This window comes from Desulfotomaculum defluvii, from assembly GCF_054657375.1.
This window is the reverse complement of sequence record NZ_BAAHYV010000008.1, coordinates 14,068-36,371: the sequence shown is the minus strand read 5'-3', so window position 1 is coordinate 36,371 and position 22,304 is coordinate 14,068. Positions and strand designations below refer to the sequence as shown.

Annotated in this window: 25 protein-coding genes and 1 tRNA gene; 11 read left to right on the top strand and 15 right to left on the bottom strand. The window is 39.3% G+C overall.

All coding sequences use genetic code 11. The features are described 5' to 3' along the window. Positions 1-6: 6 nt before the first annotated feature. From ACYQ03_RS15420 to ACYQ03_RS15405, 4 genes are all read left to right on the top strand, one after another. The gene (locus ACYQ03_RS15420) at positions 7-792 is read left to right on the top strand and encodes a 4Fe-4S dicluster domain-containing protein (RefSeq protein ID WP_459910861.1); all 786 of its coding nucleotides are present in this window, start codon (positions 7-9) and stop codon (positions 790-792) included. 27 nt (positions 793-819) lie between these two features. Beyond that, positions 820-1,965, top strand: a complete 1,146-nt coding sequence (locus ACYQ03_RS15415) for a polysulfide reductase NrfD family protein (protein ID WP_459910860.1) — start codon at positions 820-822, stop codon at positions 1,963-1,965. Positions 1,966-2,338: 373 nt separating this feature from the next. After that, a tRNA-Met gene (locus ACYQ03_RS15410) sits at positions 2,339-2,414 on the top strand. 109 nt (positions 2,415-2,523) lie between these two features. Further along, positions 2,524-3,087, top strand: coding sequence for a ferritin-like domain-containing protein (locus ACYQ03_RS15405; protein ID WP_459910859.1), 564 nt, complete (start codon positions 2,524-2,526; stop codon positions 3,085-3,087). Between the two features lie 43 nt (positions 3,088-3,130). On the opposite strand, the gene ACYQ03_RS15400 is transcribed toward ACYQ03_RS15405, so the two are convergent. The 4 genes from ACYQ03_RS15400 to ACYQ03_RS15385 all read right to left on the bottom strand — a co-directional run bounded on the left by ACYQ03_RS15400 (position 3,131) and on the right by ACYQ03_RS15385 (position 5,195). After that, positions 3,131-3,568, bottom strand: coding sequence for a hypothetical protein (locus ACYQ03_RS15400; RefSeq protein ID WP_459910858.1), 438 nt, complete (start codon positions 3,566-3,568; stop codon positions 3,131-3,133). 108 nt (positions 3,569-3,676) lie between these two features. After that, the gene (locus tag ACYQ03_RS15395; protein ID WP_459910857.1) at positions 3,677-3,946 is read right to left on the bottom strand and encodes a hypothetical protein; all 270 of its coding nucleotides are present in this window, start codon (positions 3,944-3,946) and stop codon (positions 3,677-3,679) included. A 186-nt stretch (positions 3,947-4,132) separates the two neighbouring features. Further along, on the bottom strand, positions 4,133-4,660 hold the full coding sequence (spoIIR, locus tag ACYQ03_RS15390) for a stage II sporulation protein R (RefSeq protein ID WP_459911417.1): 528 nt from the start codon (positions 4,658-4,660) through the stop codon (positions 4,133-4,135). Positions 4,661-4,832: 172 nt separating this feature from the next. Further along, a complete protein-coding gene (locus tag ACYQ03_RS15385; protein ID WP_459910856.1) occupies positions 4,833-5,195 on the bottom strand; it encodes a hypothetical protein in 363 nt (120 codons plus the stop codon). Positions 5,196-5,568: 373 nt separating this feature from the next. Between ACYQ03_RS15385 and ACYQ03_RS15380 the strand changes: the two genes are divergently transcribed. Then, positions 5,569-6,024, top strand: a complete 456-nt coding sequence (locus ACYQ03_RS15380) for an RDD family protein (RefSeq protein WP_459910855.1) — start codon at positions 5,569-5,571, stop codon at positions 6,022-6,024. Between the two features lie 46 nt (positions 6,025-6,070). Here ACYQ03_RS15380 and ACYQ03_RS15375 read toward each other — a convergent pair whose 3' ends face one another. Then, positions 6,071-6,511 carry a YaaR family protein gene (locus ACYQ03_RS15375; RefSeq protein WP_459910854.1) on the bottom strand — a complete coding sequence of 147 codons (441 nt, stop codon included), beginning with the start codon at positions 6,509-6,511 and terminating at the stop codon, positions 6,071-6,073. Positions 6,512-6,769: 258 nt separating this feature from the next. Between ACYQ03_RS15375 and ACYQ03_RS15370 the strand changes: the two genes are divergently transcribed. Together ACYQ03_RS15370 and ACYQ03_RS15365 are read left to right on the top strand one after the other, a co-directional pair. Then, on the top strand, positions 6,770-7,354 hold the full coding sequence (locus tag ACYQ03_RS15370; RefSeq protein WP_459910853.1) for a carbonic anhydrase: 585 nt from the start codon (positions 6,770-6,772) through the stop codon (positions 7,352-7,354). A gap of 139 nt (positions 7,355-7,493) precedes the next feature. Then, on the top strand, positions 7,494-7,931 hold the full coding sequence (locus tag ACYQ03_RS15365) for a CBS domain-containing protein (RefSeq protein ID WP_459910852.1): 438 nt from the start codon (positions 7,494-7,496) through the stop codon (positions 7,929-7,931). A 37-nt stretch (positions 7,932-7,968) separates the two neighbouring features. Here ACYQ03_RS15365 and ACYQ03_RS15360 read toward each other — a convergent pair whose 3' ends face one another. Further along, a complete protein-coding gene (locus tag ACYQ03_RS15360; protein ID WP_459910851.1) occupies positions 7,969-8,433 on the bottom strand; it encodes an MgtC/SapB family protein in 465 nt (154 codons plus the stop codon). A 157-nt stretch (positions 8,434-8,590) separates the two neighbouring features. Between ACYQ03_RS15360 and asd the strand changes: the two genes are divergently transcribed. Further along, complete coding sequence (gene asd, locus ACYQ03_RS15355) at positions 8,591-9,373, top strand: archaetidylserine decarboxylase (RefSeq protein ID WP_459910850.1); 783 nt, start codon at positions 8,591-8,593, stop codon at positions 9,371-9,373. Positions 9,374-9,418: 45 nt separating this feature from the next. On the opposite strand, the gene ACYQ03_RS15350 is transcribed toward asd, so the two are convergent. The 3 genes from ACYQ03_RS15350 to ACYQ03_RS15340 form a co-directional block, all read right to left on the bottom strand. Continuing rightward, positions 9,419-9,760 (bottom strand): hypothetical protein, encoded by a 342-nt coding sequence (locus tag ACYQ03_RS15350; protein ID WP_459910849.1) that lies wholly within the window; start codon positions 9,758-9,760, stop codon positions 9,419-9,421. Between the two features lie 156 nt (positions 9,761-9,916). Next, positions 9,917-12,460, bottom strand: a complete 2,544-nt coding sequence (gene glgP / locus ACYQ03_RS15345; RefSeq protein ID WP_459910848.1) for an alpha-glucan family phosphorylase — start codon at positions 12,458-12,460, stop codon at positions 9,917-9,919. 224 nt (positions 12,461-12,684) lie between these two features. Then, on the bottom strand, positions 12,685-13,599 hold the full coding sequence (locus ACYQ03_RS15340; RefSeq protein WP_459910847.1) for a DMT family transporter: 915 nt from the start codon (positions 13,597-13,599) through the stop codon (positions 12,685-12,687). Positions 13,600-13,777: 178 nt separating this feature from the next. On the opposite strand from ACYQ03_RS15340, the gene ACYQ03_RS15335 reads away from it, so the two are divergent. Together ACYQ03_RS15335 and ACYQ03_RS15330 are read left to right on the top strand one after the other, a co-directional pair. Then, on the top strand, positions 13,778-14,236 hold the full coding sequence (locus ACYQ03_RS15335; RefSeq protein WP_459910846.1) for a hypothetical protein: 459 nt from the start codon (positions 13,778-13,780) through the stop codon (positions 14,234-14,236). A gap of 195 nt (positions 14,237-14,431) precedes the next feature. After that, positions 14,432-14,617, top strand: a complete 186-nt coding sequence (locus ACYQ03_RS15330) for an LAS seventeen-binding protein 3 (protein WP_459910845.1) — start codon at positions 14,432-14,434, stop codon at positions 14,615-14,617. Between the two features lie 8 nt (positions 14,618-14,625). Here the strand turns inward: ACYQ03_RS15330 and ACYQ03_RS15325 are convergent, their stop codons facing one another. The 6 genes from ACYQ03_RS15325 to ACYQ03_RS15300 all read right to left on the bottom strand — a co-directional run bounded on the left by ACYQ03_RS15325 (position 14,626) and on the right by ACYQ03_RS15300 (position 21,041). After that, positions 14,626-15,339, bottom strand: a complete 714-nt coding sequence (locus ACYQ03_RS15325) for an ABC transporter ATP-binding protein (protein ID WP_459910844.1) — start codon at positions 15,337-15,339, stop codon at positions 14,626-14,628. Further along, the gene (locus ACYQ03_RS15320) at positions 15,340-16,089 is read right to left on the bottom strand and encodes an ABC transporter permease (protein WP_459910843.1); all 750 of its coding nucleotides are present in this window, start codon (positions 16,087-16,089) and stop codon (positions 15,340-15,342) included. Next, complete coding sequence (locus ACYQ03_RS15315) at positions 16,064-17,044, bottom strand: ABC transporter substrate-binding protein (RefSeq protein ID WP_459910842.1); 981 nt, start codon at positions 17,042-17,044, stop codon at positions 16,064-16,066. Before ACYQ03_RS15315 ends, ACYQ03_RS15320 begins: the two co-directional genes overlap by 26 nt. A gap of 269 nt (positions 17,045-17,313) precedes the next feature. Then, entirely contained in the window at positions 17,314-18,696 is a 1,383-nt protein-coding gene (locus ACYQ03_RS15310) for an APC family permease (RefSeq protein WP_459910841.1), read from the bottom strand. A 20-nt stretch (positions 18,697-18,716) separates the two neighbouring features. Then, complete coding sequence (locus tag ACYQ03_RS15305) at positions 18,717-19,616, bottom strand: acetamidase/formamidase family protein (protein ID WP_459910840.1); 900 nt, start codon at positions 19,614-19,616, stop codon at positions 18,717-18,719. An 84-nt stretch (positions 19,617-19,700) separates the two neighbouring features. After that, positions 19,701-21,041 carry a glutamine synthetase family protein gene (locus ACYQ03_RS15300; RefSeq protein ID WP_459910839.1) on the bottom strand — a complete coding sequence of 447 codons (1,341 nt, stop codon included), beginning with the start codon at positions 21,039-21,041 and terminating at the stop codon, positions 19,701-19,703. A 270-nt stretch (positions 21,042-21,311) separates the two neighbouring features. Between ACYQ03_RS15300 and ACYQ03_RS15295 the strand changes: the two genes are divergently transcribed. Then, positions 21,312-22,274, top strand: coding sequence for a sigma-54 interaction domain-containing protein (locus ACYQ03_RS15295; RefSeq protein ID WP_459910838.1), 963 nt, complete (start codon positions 21,312-21,314; stop codon positions 22,272-22,274). Positions 22,275-22,304 lie beyond the last annotated feature (30 nt).

Below are 22,304 nucleotides of genomic sequence, written 5' to 3'. Positions count from 1 at the left end.
AGAGCCATGTCAAAAGGCGTATTGGTAGACCTGACTAAATGTGTAGGCTGCGGCAGTTGTACCGTTGCCTGTAAGCTATGGAACGACAACAAGTGGGATGAAAAGCACCCCACCATGGGACCCACTGCAAAACTAACCGATAAAAACTGGACCGTGGTTCAATTTAAAGAAGTACAAAATAAACAGGGCGAACCTGTCTGGCGCTTTATAAAGCAGCAATGTTTCCACTGCAAGGAGCCTGCCTGTGCCTCTGCTTGTTTTGCCAAAGCATTCCAAAAAACAAAGGAAGGTCCAGTAATTTATTACCCACACCTCTGTGTTGGTTGTCGCTATTGTATGGTTGCATGTCCCTTCAATATACCTAAGTACGAATGGGAAAAATCCTTCCCACTTGTTACCAAATGTATGATGTGTAATACCAAGGTAGCAAAGGGCGAAGCACCTGCCTGTGTATCAGTTTGTCCTGCCGGTGTATTTAAATTCGGTGATCGGGAAGCCCTTTTAAAAGAAGCCAAGGCTACTATCGCTAAGGATGCCAAGTACGAAAAACACATATACGGTGAAGAAGAAGTGGGAGGTACTGAGTGGATTTACATCTCTGACGTACCCTTTGAACAGTTGGGCTTTAAAACAAATATTACCAAACGTTCATTGCCTAGCTACACCGCAGCATATATGCATGCCACTCCCTTTGTAGGTATTACCTGGGGTGTTATTTTAACCGGCTTATATCACTATACGAAGAGACGTAAACAAATTGCAAAGGAAAACAACAAAAACATTAAGGGTTAATTACTTCTGAGAACTGGGGGGATATACATGGCGTCTCACGCCCAAGCCCAAAGGTGGAGTTTTAGAATTACTCCAACACGCGTATTACTAATGCTTTTATCGGCTGTTGCCGTTGGCGCAATTATATTTCGTTTGGTAACTGGTCTAGGTATGGTTACAAACCTGACAGACGAATGGCCCTGGGGACTCTGGATCGGCTTTGACGTTCTCTGTGGTGTTGCTTTGGCTGGTGGTGGTTATGGTACTGCCCTTATCGTACACGTTCTACATAAGGATTATTTCCACCCTATCGCCCGTAGTGCTATGCTAACTTCTTTGCTTGGTTATTTGTTGGTAATGGCTGGTCTGTTCCTAGACATCGGCCAATGGTTTAACTTTTGGCGTCCCTTTGTATCCTGGGGTCACTCTTCGGTACTGTTTGAAGTTTTCTGGTGTGTATCCTGTTATACTACAGTACAAATCTTGGAATTTGGTGAAATTGCCACTGAGCGCATCGGTACCCAGTTTCACAACATTTTCAAGAAAGCTTTGCCTGTTTTAATGATTATCGGTATTATTTTCCCCACTCTGCACCAATCTTCTCTGGGTGGTTTGTACTTACTAATGGTTGATAAGCTTTATCCTCTGTGGTGGTCACCCATTATCTTCTTTTTCTTCTTGCTGTCCTCTTTCTTTGTCGGGCCTGCAATGATTTGTGTGGAAACCACCCTAGCCGGAAAGGCTTACGATCACTGGGTTCCTATTCCTGTTCTACGCAAATTAATTAGAATTTCAGGTTATGTTATGATTGTCTACCTGATCCTGAAAATCTATGATTTGGTCAGTCGTGGTGTATTTGGTTTAATGTTCTCAGGTACCTTTGAAGCCAATATGTTTTTGATTGAAATAATTTTTGGCATCATTGTACCAATTATTATTTGTTTTAGCGGATTTAGTGCCACACGTAAAGGCCTTTTTACCTTTGGCTTACTGGTAAGTTGCGGTGTCGTCCTGAATCGCATGAACGTTGTTATCATTGGTATGATGCGTTCCACCGGTGTGTCTTATATTCCTTCTATCTGGGAATTCATTGTTAGTGCAGGTTTAGTGGCCATGGGTGTATTAGCTTACTGCTTTATCGTCGAAAACTTCAAAATACTTGAACATGATAATCACCACGGTCATACTGCCTAACACCTGATATTTGCTGGAAAGAAGGGCGCAGGACTCGTAGAGACCTCCGCCCTTCTTTTAATAATTTTAAAAAGTGCCTGCATTGTTTTTCTCTTTAACTCGACTCACAGTCGAGTTTTCTTTTCTCTATTCTCTTTTTAAAGCAAGATATATGCCAATAATTCAACTGCTAAATTGTCAATATTAGGCATAAAATAGCGAATTATGTATTATTTAATTACAGTTACTTCCTAAGTCTTGTTTCAATAACTAACAATGTTATAAAACAGGACAACTCAGTTATGTCTGCATAATGGTGCAATTTAGCTACTTCATAAGTATTATTTTGCTTGCTTGACGCTACAAATATTCAATGATATAATAAATAAGCTGTCGCGGGATAGAGCAGTTGGTAGCTCGTCGGGCTCATAACCCGAAGGTCGAGGGTTCAAGTCCCTCTCCCGCAACCAAGTAAAAAAACTCTGCCTTGTGGCAGAGTTTTTTGTTTTAGATCTTACAATTATTACCTATCATAGGCGTCTTCTTCTCTCGATATATTGGAACAAAGGAGGGGTATAGATGTCCGATGATCAAAAACAACAATCCATAACCACCACAGAGGAGCATATAAACCGCTGGTGTGCATTACCTAATCCATATCCAGAACCCCGTGTGGTTCGTCCAAATCATTTTTATGCCATGCTTCTTCTAGAGGATTATGCAGGGGTTGTCAGTGAAATGACGGCAATTAACCAATATCTTTACCACTATTTAACCTTTGAAGATAAATATCAAGATATAGCTCAACTAGAGGAATGTATCTCCATTATTGAAATGTATCACCTAGAACTACTTGCAGAAACCATTAAATTACTAGGGGTAAACCCAGAATACCGTACACTTACCAATAATCAAGTGGTATATTGGAATGCCTCCTATGTCTATTATGGTCAAAGCATATGTGATAGACTAGCTGCAGATATTGCTGCAGAAAAAACAGCAATTCAAACTTATCGGCTGCATCAACAACTCATCGATGACCCTTATATTAAGGAATTGTTAGAAAGGATCATCATGGACGAACAACACCACCTCCAACTCTTTATCAGCTATGGGCAGAAGTATTGTCCAGGCATTAAGTAGCTATAATTCTAGCTGTAAACCTTCAGCTCTAGGGACATCTGCACTATTTCTGCCAGGTTTTTAATGGTTGCCGGGGAACCATCACTGGTTGACCAATTTGCAAGGGCATAGGAATATCGTTTAGTTTGGCTAATTGCTTAGCATAGGCTTCAGTTTTATAAAACTTCATAGAAATGGTGGCAAAATTATCTCCCTTTTGTATTTGGTATGATAGAAGCTCATTGCCTAAGTGTTTTTGTACCGGGGTTGATACAGCAACTGTTGGAAGTACTGTGCTTTTTGATTCCAACAGTTGCTGTTGTTCTTGAAGTTGTTTTTTTAGGTTTATATTCTCTTGAACTAAACGATTTACTTCCTCTGTCTGCCTAAAAAGAAACCAACACATGCAAAGATAAATAACAAAAAAAATGCCCCCCGCCGTTAACTTCCAATCTATTGCGAGACTTTTCTTTACTCGTAGTTCCTTTTCAAGCTGACTCACTGTTTTACCTTCAACGGATTGATTGTTAATCTTCCTCAATCCCTTCTCAATATAGTAAAGGAAAAAATGACCCCGTCTCTTAAGACAGGGCCATTTAAATTTAAGTGATTATGCAAAGTTCTGAGGATCTTCTAAGAAATATACTACATAAGCCCTTTGAGGATCTTGCCGGATTTCTTCCATTATGGAAGGACCCACAGATACTTCTCCGATTAAGTTTATATCAGAATTAATGTCAAAATCTTCATCCTCTTGGGGTTTTAATACTTCTACCCCCGGGTTAGGGTCTTTAGTTTTAATATTCAATGCTAGATACTTTTGTTTAGCTTCTTCTGGGTTTTCTGCAAAGATAATTCTTGTATTGGTCGGGTGTTGCATAGGAAAATACCTCCATTTAATTTAATAATTATTGGGGTAGCCACGGCACTGCATTACCGAGCTTCCAACTCCCTTATCCCTTTAGTTATAAATTTTCTCCGTAGCTTTACATATGGTTATATTTTACTACAAATTTAATCTTTAGGGTACAGTTTAAATATACAAAGCACAGGGCCCAATACAAATCTAACTAAATATTTTTAGTACGTCTATACATTTTAGACGAAATTCCACATCTTCTTTCTCAAATACCTTAAGGCCTCTGGCTACTTCATTCTTCTCTAGGGTCTGTACACTGTCTACAAAACAAAGGGGTGGGAATAGTACACACCACCAATTTTTCCCGTTTCCTTCACCAATTACAACCCTTACAGCATGATAGTCCCCCGCTGGTAAAGTCAAGTTACCGTAACTTTTGGTAGGAAAATAGAAGTCTCCCATAACAACTTCCACCGGGTAATCCTTCCCCTCCCGTTGAATCTGATCCTGGGCCAGTCTCTTTATCTCTTCCATGCTTGTTGCGACAATTTCTTCAGCCTCTTTACGGTTGTTAGCAGTACTAAATCTTTTTTTCATTTCATCTACAACTACATCTCTTACGTGTAGTTTCAGTGTCTGATCTTCAAAATTATCACTATGAGCTATTACATGAAATCGAATTAATTCACTGGCAAACTCATGTTGCACATAAGTACGGTAAGACCAAAATGACATGAGTACTAAGAACACAAGGGTTAAAGTAATATATACTAATCTTCTAGAATTGTTCACCAACAATACACCTCACATACACTAATTAACTACTAAGAGTATGTGAGTTTTATTGCGATTTTATACATAATCTGACATAAATTCTTGGTCCTTAATATATTAAAAACTAGGTGATTTAATGTTGGTGCTTGTCACAGGTATCCTCTAACTCAATGTATTCTTCAAATTGATTTCTTAGAAATAGATCCACTAAGGGACGTTGGCTTCCGGGTACCTCCCATTGTACCAACATCCCCATTTCATCATTCCGAATTAGTTTACCCCTGGTATCCGGGAAAATATCACCTAGTTTTACCTTGGCTTTGACCCATACTTCTCCTCTGCTTGTATGAACCGCCATCATTTGTCGGGCCATTTCCAATGTATGCATTAGACCATTCATGGTTTCCTCAACCTTATTTTGGGAGAGCATCTCAATTCCCTCTGTACATAGCTTTATAATGGTCTCTAATTTTACTTTAGGGGCTTCCCTTTCCATTTATACCCTCCTTTAACCCAAATAACAGCTTTTATTTTAACCATTAATAGTGCGGCGGCTTATTTTTGATGGGACACTTTTGACAGTAACAGCCATCGCATTCATCCTGGCAGGAAGTATTACATTTGCATGGAACGTCCTCATAAATACATTTCAAGCTGTTTTACCCCCTAACTAATTTTATCTTGTAATATTTCACCACGAAACTTATTTTCCCTGTATTATTTTGAAGCATGCCACAAAGGAGGTTTTCATAACCGTTAGGACAAAACCTTCTGATAATCTTATCCGTGACAAAAAGCTTGCATTCATTAATTAGTTTTGTTACTTTTGTAACAAATTTACCGCTAAATATTAAGGAGGAGATGACTTAATGGACACGAATACCTACGCCAGCCCCTTCGAACGACTAGTTGCCAGAGTTATTGATAAAGTTGTCATAACTGCACCCATATATTTATGGTTTGGCACCCAAAATAACCAAAGGACAATAGAAGCTATCGGAGGTGCTACCCTTTTAATCACCATAGTTATCTTAAACCTACTCTGGGATGGCCAAACGGTGGGTAAACGAATCATGAAAATTAGAATTGGTTCCTACAAAGGGCAAAATTTACATCTGGGTCATTATCTGCTCCGAGAGTTTTCTTTTACCCTTTTTCCAGTTTACTTGTTAACCTATCCTGTTATTCAAACAGCCTGGATGTTTTGGATGTTAACAACAATGGTACTGGTTTTAATGTATGGTAGGGGCATCCATGACTTTTTGGCTCAAACAACCGTGATCAAGACCCAGGCCAGCAGTGAAATTAAAACCGAGGTAAATTAATAATAGCCATTAGCTATTAGCCTTCACAATAGCTAATGGCTATAATCTACATAAATACATCTATTATTAGTCCAGTAATCCGATCAACTTCGGCCACTACATCAATATTATTCTTTTCTTCTCCCAGAAGTCTAATGGTGAGTTCTTCTACTTCCTTATTAACAATCTCAACCCGGGTATAGATTGTGCTGTAATTTATACTACGGTCGTGCCGTAATTTATGATAATTTTTCAATACAAAGGTTAGGTAGTCCTTAATACTATCTTTATATTGTTTTATATTCTCCTCAGTGGCAGCAGATTTTAATTTTTCTCCAGCCATCTTGACCTTCTCCAACATTTCTTGGATCTGCCGCTGGGCATAATCCTTTTCTTCATTTTCCAGCACCTTAGAAAATGTCTGTTTAGCCCTAGTTGCTTCTAGGGGTCCAGCAGCAAATCTATTATGATCATTTTGTTTATTTCCGGTAATTGCTAATATTTTCACGTTTTACCCCCAAAACATAAACTTCGTACTTAATTTCGTTAATAATTAAGCATTTCCCTTTCTAATGCGAAGGAAAAAATGTAGTAAAAATATTGGCGAATTGTATTCTACTTGCTAAAAAATATAAAGATATTGTCATAAAATATAAAAATCATTTGGTTTATAGAACATAAGAACATTGTGATGACAAAAAAACAATTGTAATTTTTAATTTTTTCTGGTAAGTTATAAGAAAGGCTGAAAGAGGAGGGGTGACAAATGGCCCAGATTGTTACAATTAACACAAGGGAAGACATCTTTCCCCAATATCAAAATACTCCCATTGGCGATTTAATTGAATATCATAATTTTAACAAGCACTTTTTTATATCTGATAAAAGATATGATCATGCAGAAATCTTAATAGGTATGTGTATGGACAATCGCAAGCGCCTTAATGTTCCGGAAAAATTTGCCTATGTTCTTCGCACGGGCGGAGGAAATCTTCGTGCCTCTGAATTTAAAGTATCCTATGCCATTGGTGTAGGTGGAGTGAGGGCCATTGCATTAATCGGTCATGATAACTGTGGTATGGCTAATTTGAAAGCCAAAGAACAGAAATTTGTTGATGGTTTGGTTGAGGTAGGCTGGAACAGAACAGCCGCACAAGATCATTTTAATCATTTTGCCCCTATGTATGAAATTGGTAATGAATTAGATTTTGTTCTGACTGAAGCTAAAAGGCTTCGCCAAAGATACCCTAAAGTTATCGTTGCCCCAATGATGTACAAACTAGAAAACAACCGTCTATATTTAATAAAAGATGATCAGGAAAACCATCAATCCATTGACCAAACCGCCTAAATTAAATTTTTGTTTTATGTAACAGGGTATATTTACCCTGTTTTTTATTTTTTAACAAGTCTTTTTTCGGATGATCCTTTGTCAGAAAAGGAATTCTAAGCATGGACCCCAAAAAAAGATTTTCTGAGGAGGTAACAAGATGGCTCAAAAATTAAGCCAAATTATGACACAAAATATTGCTACTGTGAGCCCACAACAAACTGTACAAGAAGCAGCTCAAATTATGAGTCAACAAAATGTCGGGTCTGTTCCTGTTGTAGAAAATGGGAACTGCGTAGGAATTGTAACCGATCGTGATATTGCCTTAAGGGCAGTATCTCAAGGACAGTCTCCTTCCGCTACTACTGTCCAAAGTGTTATGACTCCTAATGTTGTGACCGGTAGACCAGAAATGGACGTTCATGAGGCAGCAAATCTAATGGCTGAACGTCAGATTAGACGCCTTCCTGTGGTAGAAAATGGTTCATTAACCGGTATCGTTGCCCTAGGTGACCTTGCTACCCAAAATATTTATCAAAATGAAGCTGGCCAAGCCTTATCACAGATTTCTGAACCCTCATCCCCCACTTCCTTATAAAGTAAGAAATGAAAACTCCTCTCAGGTAGAGGAGTTTTCATTCAAGATCATCTTGGTATTTTCTTTTGTCAACATAATCATCTAATTTTCTTCCAGCGAAGATGGCTATATAAATGCAGACAACCACCAGCAGCGCCAGGTCGTACATACCAACTCCCAAAGCCATACCAACTGCAGAAGTAACCCAAAGCTCTGCAGCTGTCGTAACCCCATGTTTCATACCACCTTTATTGCTATTCCAAATCACCCCAGCCCCTAAAAAACCAATCCCACTTACAATTTGCGCAGCTATACGAAATGGATCATCAGAACTGGCGGTATAACCTAATTTCTCAGCACCATAAACTGAAACCAAGGTAATTAAAGTAGAACCTAAACATACCAGCGAAAAGGTTCGAATACCAGCAGGTTTATTATATAGGGTTCTTTCAATGCCTATTAATATCCCTGCTAACAGGGACATTAACACTCTTAAATATATTTCGTATTCCATCAAATCCATTCAATCACTCCTAATATCATTATTATATTTTAATCATTTGTATTGAAAAAAGTAATTATTTTAGTATTGCAAAATTATACTGGAGTATATTATCAAGAAGGTGTTATAATTTATATTGTTTTAAAAATTTTAATAAAACAAAAAAGGACTGGATATCGTGAAGCTATTAAAAAAAGTTGCTGTACACTCCATTTCCCGTCAAAGTTTTGGCAAAGCTTTCAATATTGCATTACGCAGCCGATTTAGCAAATTTTTAATAAAACCTTATATAAGATTTTATAAGATAAACCGCTCAGAGATACAGCACCCTAGAGAATACAAAAGTCTTACGGACTTCTTTGTAAGAGATATTTGCCCCACTTTACGGCCCATTGCATCTGGTCAGGATGTGGTGGCTAGTCCGGTGGACGGTAAAATTGTTGATCTGGGTGTTGCCAAAGAGAACAAAATTGTTCTGGCAAAAAATAATTCTTATTCTATTCCTGAGTTATTATCCTATCAAGGTTTGGAAGATTTTGAAGATGGTTATTACCTAAACATATATCTTAGTCCTAAAAATTACCACCGTATTCATATGCCCTTTGCAGCCAAAGTCATTAAACATAAGTACATTCCAGGAAGGGTTTTTCCAGTAAATAATTTAGGAATAACGACTATTAAAGATTTGTTTGTAAAGAATAGACGAACCTGCACCCTATTCCAGACTTCACAGGGGTCTAAATTTGCCCTAATTAAGGTAGGAGCTCTAGGTGTAGGGAAGATTGTTTCAAACTTCTCTATTGGTCAGGAAATTCAAAAGGGCATGGAAATTGGTCGTTTTGAATTTGGTTCTACTATTATCCTGATTTTTCAAAGGGATTCTTTCTTACCAAGTAAACATTTAGCGGCCGATATGGAAATTAAGATGGGTCAACCCATTGGTTCAATATTACAGAAATAGCTAACAACTCAAAAGACGAGGGAAACTTTCCCCCGTCTTTTTGTATTAAATCGAATCATTAAGTTCTTGTTCAGCTTGAATAATCTGATCCTTGGTCATACCCATTTTCAGAAGTCTAAGTGTTAAAGCTTCAGCCCATAACTGGCTTTTTTCATATATTTTTTTATATTTTTTAGATAGATTTTTGTACCTCTTACCGCGGTCTTCACTGTTTGACATGAGAATTGTTAGGATAAAACGTCCCTTAATGGTGTCATCTTTTTCTAGGTTAAGATAATCATTGTTTAAAAATGCAATAACATCTTTGTAGTATGCTTCAAATTCCTCGTAGGATATTTCGGTCTCCATACCTAGGTACTCTTTCATTTTTTCAAAATACTTTTCCATGTCATAACCCCTTCTAAATACAATTACAGACTAAGCTGCATCTTTTCTATTTTAATATATTGTTTGTCCCATGACTACCTTAAATTATATATTTTCAATATAACCATAAGTCATCTAAAATAAAAGAAGCCGAGTTCGGCTTCTTTTATTTTAGGGTTAAAAGTTTTCTGCCCACTTTACTAGGGGCAATTCGTAAATCTGGGCGAAAAAGTCATTCTTTGGTCTTATTCTAACTGTATAACCTGAGGTTCCCATCTTTAAAACAATCTTTGTTTCGTAGAGATAGGTATTTTCACTAACTGTCTGCTTAATATTCATGGGTATTAAAGAAGTAGCTTCCAAACCATGATCACTTACTTTGCCGTATACTACTTCTACAATTATATCTTCAGGTTTGTTTGATCCTAGATATACTTCAGCTTTTACACTGATTTCATTTCCCGCTAATAAAGCCTGGGGTTGATCGACTTGAACTGACCTAAAAGAAATCTGATGCCAGTTGTTGGTCAAATTATTTTTAAACTTATGCACATGATCAGCCATTTGACATTGATTAGCTTCAAAGGCCAGCCCTCTAATAGCTGCTTTGAGATAAAATCTTTGAGTATATTCCTTTACCATTCGCTCAGTGCTAAATTGCCAGGGAATAGTTGCCAAGGAATCCTTCATATGCCTCAGCCACTCTCGTGGCATACCATCAACCCTTCGGTAATAATAGGGTATGATAACCTGCTCTAACAAATCAAACAGCGAACTTGCATCTTCTTGATCCTGTTCATCATCATCTTGATAATCCTTATCTGTCCCAATGGCAAAACCATTTTCTCCATTGTAGGCCTCTGGCCACCAACCATCCAGTACACTACAGTTAATAATACCATTGACAGCAGCTTTTTGACCACTGGTTCCACTTGCTTCATGGGGCCTGCGGGGGGTGTTTAACCAAACATCCACACCTTGCAGCAAGTGCCGAGACACGTTAATGTCATAGTCTTCTACAAAAACAATCTTGCCCCTGAACTGTTCCTCGGCAGAAATATCATTAATCATTTTGATCAATTCTTGACCGGGGCCATCAGCTGGGTGTGCTTTACCGGCAAAAATAAGTTGTACTGGTCGTTCCTGATGATTAACTAATCTAGCTAATCGTTCCTTATTCTTAAATAACAGATAGGCCCTTTTATAAGTGGCAAACCGCCTAGCAAACCCTATGGTTAAGATATCTTTACTTAAATAACCTGCACATTCACGAATTAACTCCAGGGGTTGAAAGTTTCGTTCCATTCGACGATAGATATTGTTTTGCACAAATTTAATCATTCTACTCTTAAGAACTTGATGCACAGACCATAATTCTTGATCGGGGATATCATAGACCCTTTGCCATTGTGATGCTTCCGAAATACTTTGCGCCCATTCAGAGCCAATATAATTTTCAAATAGAGCCCTTATCTCTGGTGCCACCCAAGTCTCTGTATGAACGCCATTAGTCACAGCTTGAATGGGAATCTCCTCCAATGGAATACCTAGATAAAGATGAGAAAACATTTTTTTGCTTACTTCACCATGAAGTTTGCTTACCCCATTGGTATAGGCAGCATGGTGCAGGGCTAACATTGTCATATTAAAGCCCTGTCGGCTGGTGTCCCAACCCAACCCCAGGAAACTTTCCCGATCTAACTTTAATTCTTCATACAAATAACCTAAATAACTATCAATCATACCTGCATCAAAAACATCATGCCCTGCTGGTACAGGTGTATGGGTAGTAAATATTGTACTGGTCCGAACTGCCTCCTTTGCAGTGACAAAGGGAATGTTATTCTGGATTAACTCTCGCATTCGTTCTAAAATAATAAAAGCTGCATGCCCTTCGTTTATATGCCAAGCCGTGGGGGCTATACCTAGTTGCCTCAGCGCCTTGACCCCACCAATTCCCAAGATAATTTCCTGGCAAATACGGGTATCCTGCCCACCACCGTACAATTTGGAGGTCAATAGTCTATCATCTCGACTATTTTGGGTTAAATCACTATCTAAAAAGTATAGGACAACCCTTCCCACTTGCAATTGCCATACCTTGATGAAAACATCTCGACCTGGCAGGCGAACCGTTATTATGACCTCGCCGCCCTCTGGATGGATGGCCGGGGTAACTGTCATTTCGTTAAAATCCATAAAGGAGTAATGTGCCTCCTGCCAGCCCTCCCTATTTATACGCTGACAAAAATAACCTTGTTTATAAAGAATACCTACCCCTACAAAGGGAAGTCCTAGGTCACTAGCAGATTTACTATGGTCCCCTGCCAGTAAACCCAAACCCCCGCTATATACAGGGTTCGACTCGTGAATTCCAAACTCAGCTGAAAAATAAGCAACTAGTTGGTTATTATGCTCAGGATAATTCTTCTTAAACCATGTATCTCCTTGCATATAGTTGTCAAAATCTCTCATTACCCTTTGATAAAGGTTACAATACTCGGCTTCCTTCGCAGCCTCAAACAACCTTAGAGTGTCGACATTTAGTAAGAATTTTACTGGGTTATGGTTAACCTTTTCCCATAGGATTGTATCCAATTTACTATAGAGTTGCTCAGCCTGTGGATGCCAGCTAAACCAAAGGTTTCGAGCTAATTCACTTAGACGGTTAATGTTCTCAGGCAATTCTGGAATCACTGACACGGTTCTAAAGGAATACATTCCACCCCTCCTCATTGGAAAATGTAGATCGGATAAAATTTATATGTCTGATCTACCAAGAAAAATAAATACACGTATCATTCTATGATGTTGCCAGAAAGTTTAGCACATTTGGCTAATTATTTTTAGATGTTAGAGAAAAATATTTTCATAATTGTAAATTCTATGCAAATAGAACCCCTTTTTAAGCATAAAAAAATGGGCGTTACGCCCATTCTCACTTATTAGCCTACTTCCTTTGCCCTCTTCTCAATGCTGGTTTTCTCATTTTTCTTTTCTTTAGACAGTACTACCAGTAAAGCACCACCCAAAACCGTTAACCCCCCTAAAACTTGCAGCCAAGTCATCCGTTCACCAAACAAAATAGCAGAAAGCAAAATGGTAATTAACGGCTCTACCATACTAAGTATAGCTGTCCGGGTAGAGCCAATTAGCTCCATACCACGGAAAAGAGTAAAGATAGCAAGAACTGTGCAGCAAAGGGAAACTCCAACTGTAGCCAACCAAGCTTGGGTAGTAAGCTGAAGGGTCAAATTTCCACTGGAAAAGCCCATGACAGCCAGAGATATGGCTGCAAAAAGACAGATAAAGGCACTGGTCTCCAGGGCTGGGGAGTCTTTCATAACCCTATTACCTAAGATAAGATAGCCAGTGTATGACACCCCTGCACCCAGGGCCAGCAATATACCATACAGATTTACGCTGCCAAAGGAAGTTCCTAAAACCATTGCTAATCCTAAAAAAGATAGTCCAATTGAATAAACGATCTGCTTCGATAATTTTTCCTTATCAACTAATGAAGATATGATTGCTACAAATACCGGGTAGGCATAAAAAATTAATACAGCCAGAGAGATAGGGATATATTTTACCGCAGAAAAATATAAACTTGATTGTAATGTATAAAAGACTCCCCCAAGCAATACTAAATATTTGATATTCTCCTTACGAACAGAAATTTTCTTCTCTTTCATTATTAAATATGTAAAAAAGCATAAAGCTGCTATTAAAAAACGAAAGAAAAGTAAAGATGTTACATTGGCACCACCTTCATAAGCATAAATAGCAAAAATGGGAATAAAGGCAAAACCAGTGGCCGATAGGAGTATTAACGCAACCCCTTGATAAAAAGAACTCAAATTCTTCACCCGCTTTTATATAGAAAACCGGGGTATTCCCCGGCAAATCTAGAATTTATTTAATAATCATACATTTTTATTGGGACGTATTCAATACCTTAAACATATTCTGGAAACAAAAGGTCTATAAGTATTTCATTTGGAGAGGGAGTGTGTAAAACAGAAAAGGAGTGTATCTATGGATTCCGGTTTATTGAGCTTCTTTGCCGTTAGCGGCTTAGTGCTGGTGGCTGTTCTGCTTGTAGCAATCTCTTTATATTTGATGTTCAGCTACGGGCTTTACCAATTAGCAAAGCGCCAAGGACTAGAGTATTGTTGGTTAGCTTTTATTCCTTATGTTCAGTACTATACCATGGGTAAAATTATTGGCGAAGTAAGGGTATGCGGCTTTGTCATTCGGCACCTACAATGGGTGCTGCTGGCAGCCCCCCTAGTGTATTCACTGTTGACTTTATTGCCATTTATCAATGTTATTGCTGGAATTGCTTACTTTATATTTTATATTATCATTACCTATAATTTATTTAATCAATACAGCAAAAGCGCACTTATTATGACTATACTTAGCTTTATCTTCCCCTTTTTATTCCCAATCTTCGTTTTTGCAATAAGAAATAATTCTCCCCTTAAAAAGTAGCTTATTAATTATAGACCTTATACTCCCGCTCCCCTACTTATTGGCTATTGTACCCTTTTTGTCCTTTATAACTTAAAGGGTACAATAGCCTTAATTATTCTAACATAGGTATATTAATGCTACATTTATGCTCAAAAGGTATAATACAGTTTTATTATCCGCATATTATTTATAACTTTTATTAGGAGGCCTAATATGATTCTAAACAATTCAGATAACGCCGAAAATAAGGCAGCTACCCCAACAGGAGAATGCTTTGTTCATGAACCAACTGGTTCTGCCTCATGTATAAATCTAGATGGAAAATCGGAATATGATCATTACGATTTAACTGAGGACAACTTATCCGGTGGTACTGGTCATAACCCTCTTGCTGAGTAAGAGATCGGCTAAGCTATTTTAGTCATTAACCTTGTAATCTCACCATAGAGTCTTGTCAGCTCATAACTGGCTAACTCCCGCTGACAAGGTGGGGAATCAATGCTAAATTCCTTAAGCACCGATGTAGGTTTATCTGAATAAACCAACAAATTATGTCCTAACAACAAACCCTCTGTAATATCATGAGTCACAAGTAAAATAGTATTTTGCTTAACTCCCCACATTTTTGCAACCTCCTGTATCAGGGATAAGCGAAGTGGTGTATCTAGGGACTTAAAGGGCTCATCCATCAATAATAATTGATGTGGAAAGGCAAAGGCCCTGCAAAGTGCCAGACGTTGTTTCATGCCGCCACTCAGGGTGTGGGGATAGTTATCTCTGTAGGCTGATAGTCCCATTAAATCTAAATAGTGGTTGATAATACTTAGCCCCTGAGTCTTAGGTAGTTGGCCTTTTAGAACAAATTGTATATTGCCCTCTACAGTTTCCCAAGGTAATAAGCGAGGTTCTTGAAAAACATAACTAACCTGCATTTCCCCAAGCCCCGTGATTTCCCCTTTATCTGCTTCTACCAGGCCAGCCAGAATCTGAAGGGTAGTGGTTTTTCCCGAACCTGAAGGTCCTAATATACATGTAATCTGTTTGTCCTTAAGGTCGAAAGACAAATCCCTTAGCACTTGTTTTCCTTGAAATGATTTTTCGATCCCTTTTAATATAACCATCTAGTACCTCCAGGATGTCAAACGTTTTTGTAGCAGCCGCAAACCGTAATCCGTTGAAAGTCCTAACAAAACCAAGAGAAGGGTCCAGGCAAATACTTCGGGAGTTTCCAAATTTATTCTTGCCACAGCCATACCCGAGCCAATACCCCTTTGGGTACTGAGAAATTCAGCCATTGCCACGGCTTTCCAGGTGGTGCCCAAGGCCGCTGATAGTCCTGCTAAAAGATAGGGTAGCACTTGAGGAAAGTATATTTTAAAGTATATTTTCCGCTTATTTACCTTAAATACCCTCGCCATCTCAGTGTATTGTGGATCAACATTTATAACACCTTGTACAACATTAATCATTACTAAGGGCAATGTTGTAATAACTACAACAAAAACAGGTACCCGCTCGGAACCAAACCAAATCATAGCCAGAACCAGCCAAGAAATAAGGGGGATAACCTGCATAACAACCACAAAGGGTTGAACTAATCGACGAATAATACCATTTATGCCCATTAGTAAACCTAGGGGCACACCTATGCAAGCAGAAAGCAGGAAGCCCATAAATCCTCTCAGAATAGTATTATTTACGTGCTCCCAGAGCTTACCACTTATATATAAATGCCATAGGGCTTGTATTGTCTCCATAGGTGAAGGAACCAATATTGGGTTATAAAAACTAGCTACCCATTGCCAAGAGATCAATAAAAAGAGGAGGCTAAGTAAGGGTAACCCCTTACTTAGCCAGGTAGAAGTTTTCATCCGGCAGTTTCCCCCCAACCATATCAGGTGAGAAGTCCAACAGTTTGTCCAAATAGTTTCCTACATCAGTTTTAGCATTATCTGCCGTAACAAATTTCAAATTAGTTCTTTCCATCGATTTTATAAAGACGGGACCCGGTATATTTAGCTTTTCCTCCACTAGGGAAGACGCTGAGGCTGGATCATTGACAGTTTGCTCCAACGCTTCTTTATAGGCTTTTCTTATTGTATTTAGTGCAGTTGGGTACTCTTTAACAAATTTATTTTGTACTACCATTCCTGTCTGTGGTAGGCTACTGTTATTTTCTGCCTGCTGCCACTCCCTTTGGAAATCTAAAATAATTTGGACTGACTTATTTTTATTTAGAACTTGTGTAACCATTGGTTCCGGTAACACAGCAGTTTTTACCATGCCCTGAATAAGCATTTGAGCAATTTCAGGTGAATTACCATACTTTATGGTCACATCAGTACTTGAAATGTTATTCTTTTCCATAAGGTAACGGGTTATAATATCAGGACTCGCCCCTTGGGCACCTACATAAACTTCTTTACCCTTTAAATCCTGCCATTGTGATATCCCGTTTTCTGTTGACACCAGGTAAAGAATTCCCCAGGTGGTTACATTATCCAAAGAAATATCAATACCTTTATTATAGAGTTTGGCGGCGGTGTTTACCGGCAAAATGGTCAAGTCTGCCTCCCCCTTAACCACTCTGGCAGTGGCTTCCTCTACGGTTTTATATGGAATAAATTCAATTTGTACCTTCTCTCCAAAGGGTTTACGATCAATCATTTTTAGAAGAGGTGCCGTGGGAGGAGCTGGTGGTGCTTGAATAATAATTTTATCAGGCAGGTTTTCCTGTGTTGAGGTCTTGGAACTGTCACTACCACACCCTGTTACTAAAGTCACCATAAAAAGCAACAGCAAGAGCAAGATATTTTTTCTCATCATTTCACCCTCTATACTTGTTTTACATACACATGGGTCCGTTACCCTGCGAAGCAATCTGCTTTCATAATTTATTAAACATTTAAGCCCCATATCCTGCTTGAACAAAGATAAAACGGAGACGTTAATAACAAAAAGACTGGTCTTAACCAGCCTTTTTGTTTGTTTCATGGCCTTTTTCACCAGTCCATTTAGTTGAAATGCCTTAGTGAAGAAACAAGAACCTACTTCCGTACCAGAAATAGGTTCCTAAGATAACTGTTAGTTAATTCTTAATGACCCATACTCCGGAAAGCTGGGGGTTTCTCTTTAAAACCTTTAGTTTTGTATGCAGAGTATAATAAACCAATGGCTAGCCAGATAAAACCTAGAGTTTTAGCTTCTGCTTGTAGACTCAACCAAACATAGAAGATAATAGCAAAACCACAGCCAGGCAACAATAGATATTTAAACAAGGAAACTAGGTCCCTCTGACCCTTACGAATTACATAATGAATAAAAACCGAAAGATGTAGGAATAGGAAGCCAGTAAGGGCACCAAAGTTTACTAAGGATGTCAACTTATCTAACGAAATTATAAGGCCGATAGAAATAGAAATAGCTGCTACCAACAAGGTGCTAACATAGGGTGTTTGATATTTGGGGTGAATTTTCCCTAAAACAGCAGGCATCACTTTGTCACGGGACATGCTATAAAGTAAGCGCAAGATTGCTGCCTGTGCCACCAGACCGTCACCTATACCCCAGGCCACTGCAGTTGCTAGAGCACATAGCATCTTTAACCAAGCTCCACCCGCAGTTTCTGCTACTACATAAAAGGCAGTATCAGGGTTATCAAAGGTGGTGTGATCAGGCCAAATTAGACCCGCCAAATAGGTTTGCAAAACAAATAAACTCCCGATCAAAATAAGTGCAGTGATAGTAGCCTTACCAACCATACGCTTGGGATCCTTCGTCTCTTCTGCCAGAGTACTAATGGCGTCAAAACCTAAGAAACTAAGAACTGCCAGAGAAGTAGCTGCCATCACCATGTCCATACTAAACCCTTCGGGTTTCCAAATAGGATCAATGGTAAAGGAACCAGCGCCTACCCCTTTTATTATGGCAATTATCGCTACCACACAGAAAGCAATGAGAGTAAACACTTCAAAAATCAACAGGGCGATGTTTGTTTTTGCGGTCAATTCAATGCCCCGTAAGTTTACAATGGTATTGATTATGATGAACAAAACGATATATCCCCAATAAGGTAAAATTGGGAATAGCTCTTGCAAAGCAAAACCAGCCACAACATACACCAGAGCCGGTGTTAAAATATAATCTAAAAGCATCGCCCAACCAGCAAAAAAACCAACATAGGGATTAATTCCCCGGGAAGCATAAGAATAAACAGAACCGGAAATAGGAAATGCTTGGGACATGCGAGCATAACTAAGGGCAGTAAATGTCATAGCAATGATACCAATTATATAGGCCAGAGGAGCCATACCGTTGGAAACATCAGTTACATAGCCATAAATTCCAAAGGGGGCAATAGGGACCATAAAAACCATGCCATAGAAAAGCAAATCTTTAAAGGTCAAGGCTCTTTTTAACTCTTGTTGATAGCCAAATTCCTCAACAGTACCTGTACTTGTTTTATTTATTTCTGCCATACAAATCATCTCCATTCTAATTAAAAAGCATAGGTCACACCTAATTTTTTCAAAATATCTCGTGGCATGACAAATCTCGCTGTCTTTAAGGGGTCCACAACTTGAGATATTTCTGCATTGCCGCAGGCACTCATAAGCATACCAGCCTCATTTATTGAGAGCCCTGCTTCCCCTTGTAAGAGTTGTGCCATTTCCCGAGTAGCAATAGCTACAGCTTGATCCAAAGTATCAGCAGATGCCAGTGTAGCCACTTTATCTTCTGTTACAACCAACGGGTTGGCAAGTTTTTTACCTACGGCAATTTCGATAGTTACATCAACTTCACCAGCTACCTCTACACCGCTAACCATAATTTCTCCATCTCCCATGGCGGCGTGGAGGTCGCCCATTGCCAACAAGGCACCGTCTATTTGAACCGGTAAATACAGGGTAGAACCAGATTTAATCAGTGTCGTGTCCATATTACCGCCGTGACAATCTGGTGTACCACAACTAATTGGCTCCCCTGCTGGTGCTACACCGATTACACCTATCATCGGATTTAGGGGTAATTCCAGATCTTTAAATCTGGCTATACCTTTTTCTATGGGAATCATTAGTGTTTCACTCTTTGTCACCAATTCACCCAACACTCCCGCTCCAGGTGCAGCAATCATAACTCCAGGTGACTTTACTCGAATATCACGAACATGTACCGCAATAACATCACCGGGCTTCACACCTTCTAGATAAACTGGACCAGTGGCGGGGTTCACCCTAGAAAAATCAAGAGTTTCTAAGGTATCTTCTGCACCCTTTACCTGTCCACCAAAACAATCTAGGGTTTCAAAGGTAAGTTGAATAGGTAATTCAACCCTGGTCACAGGAGAATTCGCCTTATCCATACTGTAAAGACTGTGCTTACTAGAAATCCTCCTCATGGTTATTCACTCCTTTTATTTTAGTTAGGTAACTTGTATATAACCCTGGTCGTTTTGAAGAAACTTTCCAGTGATATATCAAACTTAGAACAACTCAAAGTACTCCTTTATTTCCCAATCACTAATATGATTTTGAAAACGCTGCCATTCGGCTAAACGCAGTGTCACATAGTGTTGAATAAAATCTCTGCCCAAGTAACTACAAATGACTGGGTTCCTTTGTAGTTCTGCCAAAGCTTCGGGCAAAGACATTGGAAGTTTTTCTAATTCCGATTGTTCATAGGGATTCTTACCATCGCTGGAGGCCGGCGGTTCAATTTTATTTATTATTCCATCCAGGGAAGCGGCTAGAATGGCCGCAGCGGTTAAATAAGGGTTGGTATCCGCGGCGGGCAACCTATTTTCCAACCTTGTATTCTCCCCCCGGGCAAATGGAACGCGAATCATAGTACAGCGGTGCTCATGTCCCCAAGAGGCATTAACCGGTGCAAAGGAATAGGGCTGTAGCCTTTTATAACTGTTGATGGTGCTATTTACTAAACCACTGATGGCCCTGGCATGGCGAATCTGGCCTCCTATGGCCCAACGGCAGATGTCAGATAGTTTGTCTGTGGTACTAGCGTCTTCAAACACATTCGTTCCTTCTTTATCATATAGGGAAAAATGGAAGTGACCCCCACTGCCACTGGCATCACTGCGGGGCTTACCCATGAAAGTAGCTGAATATCCCTTATGACTTAAAATTTCTTTAATACTGGATCGATAATAGACAGCCATATCCGCTGCCGCCATCCCATCAAAGGGTGAATTGGTAATTTCAAACTGCCCTGGACCATATTCTGTATTGGCCACTTCCGGTCCAGCCCCGATACCTTCTAAGCCCTGAATAATTGCAGTAAATATTTCTTCCACTTGGCTTTGCTTTACATCCGAAAGACAATTTAAACCCTGCCAGGATGATTCTAAAACATCATTTTGTTGGTTATAACAATAAAACTCAAATTCAAAGGCCCCTTTTACTTGATAACCGGCATTAGCTACCCGGGATAAAATATTTTTAAGTACTTGACGAGGCGATATAAATAAAGCTTGTCCATCTGGCTGAACAACATCAGCTATCACACGGGCAGTACCAGGAACCCAAGGCAGAACCACAAAAGTAGAGAGATCCGGTTGCAACAACCAACTGGGATAGCCGCCTTGGTAACCACCACCGGCTTCCTGTACCAACTGAGCAGCAGTATCCATCGAAAACAACGCCGATGGATAATTAATCCCCTGTCCAGTAATAGTTTGCAAAAATGCCTTTGCTGGAACAAACCGAGAACGGGTAATATTAGTATTATCCGTAAGGGTAATCCTAACTGTATGAATACGATTTTCCTGAATAAGATGTCGTATATGCCGAATTAAATTTTCTCTCATTTTATCCACATCCATGCTTAAACTACTTTTGTCCCTTGTAATTATACTAAGCAAATTTCATGCCAGCACAAAGTGACAGTAATAGACACAAAAAGCCCATAATACCTGGGTGTAAATTTTCTGACTATTAAGATTGGTTTGTTGTTTATTCGCAAATTTGCCTATATAATGGAACTAACCCTGATTTATTTAACTTAATAAGTGTTGCAAAAATTAGATTGCAATCGCAATTATGAAACTTTTTTAAACCATACTTGATAGGAGAAACATATGCAAAATGATAATTCTTATTCAGATTCCAATATCCCCTTTGCCGTTGCTAGCTCTTCGGAGATGCAATCTGTAATAAGATTAGCCACTCGAGTGGCCCCTTACCCTACTACCATTTTAATTACAGGGGAAACCGGCGTAGGTAAAGAGGTACTGGCGTCTTATATACATCGAACTAGCCCTAGGTCTAGTCAGCCCTTTATCACTGTTAATTGCGGTGCTATTCCCGAAAGCCTGTTGGAATCAGAATTATTTGGTTATGAGCCTGGTGCCTTTACCGGTGCCAAACGCGAAGGGGCCCAAGGTCTCTTTGAAGCTGCCAATCATGGTACCATCTTGCTAGATGAAATCAGTGAACTTCCCCCTAAAGCACAATCAAAATTACTTCGAGCTCTACAAGAAAGGGAAATACGCCGGGTAGGTGGCACTTGGTCTAAGGCGGTGGACGTTCGGGTTATTTCCAGTACAAATGTAGATTTATGGGATTTAGTCCAAAAAGGGGAATTTCGCAGAGACCTTTTCTTTCGTTTACAGATTGTGCATATCAACATTCCTCCATTACGCAGGCGTCATGAAGATATTGAACCTTTGCTGCATTATTACTTTAAAAAGTTGGGAGAAGAGTACTCTCTACAGCGTAGCCTTTCCCAGGAAGCCCTGGTTATTCTAAAAAATTATCATTGGCCGGGTAATGTTCGGGAACTTCGTAATTTGGTTGAATCACTGTTAATTACAGTGGAAGGTAACTTTATCGGGCTCGAAGATCTGCCCACTTATTTAAGGGAGGTTCAGGTACAAGAAGAGATTCGTCCCATAAAGGATGTGGTTGATGAAGCAGAGCGGAGGGTCATTCTAGCAGCCCTAACCAGTTACAATACGCATCAGGCAGCAGATATCTTAGGGATCAATTATAGCACCTTGATGCGGAAGATTCATAAGCTTGGTATTAGAACTCATGGATAACGCAAACACCAAGGTCTGGAACTTTAAAAA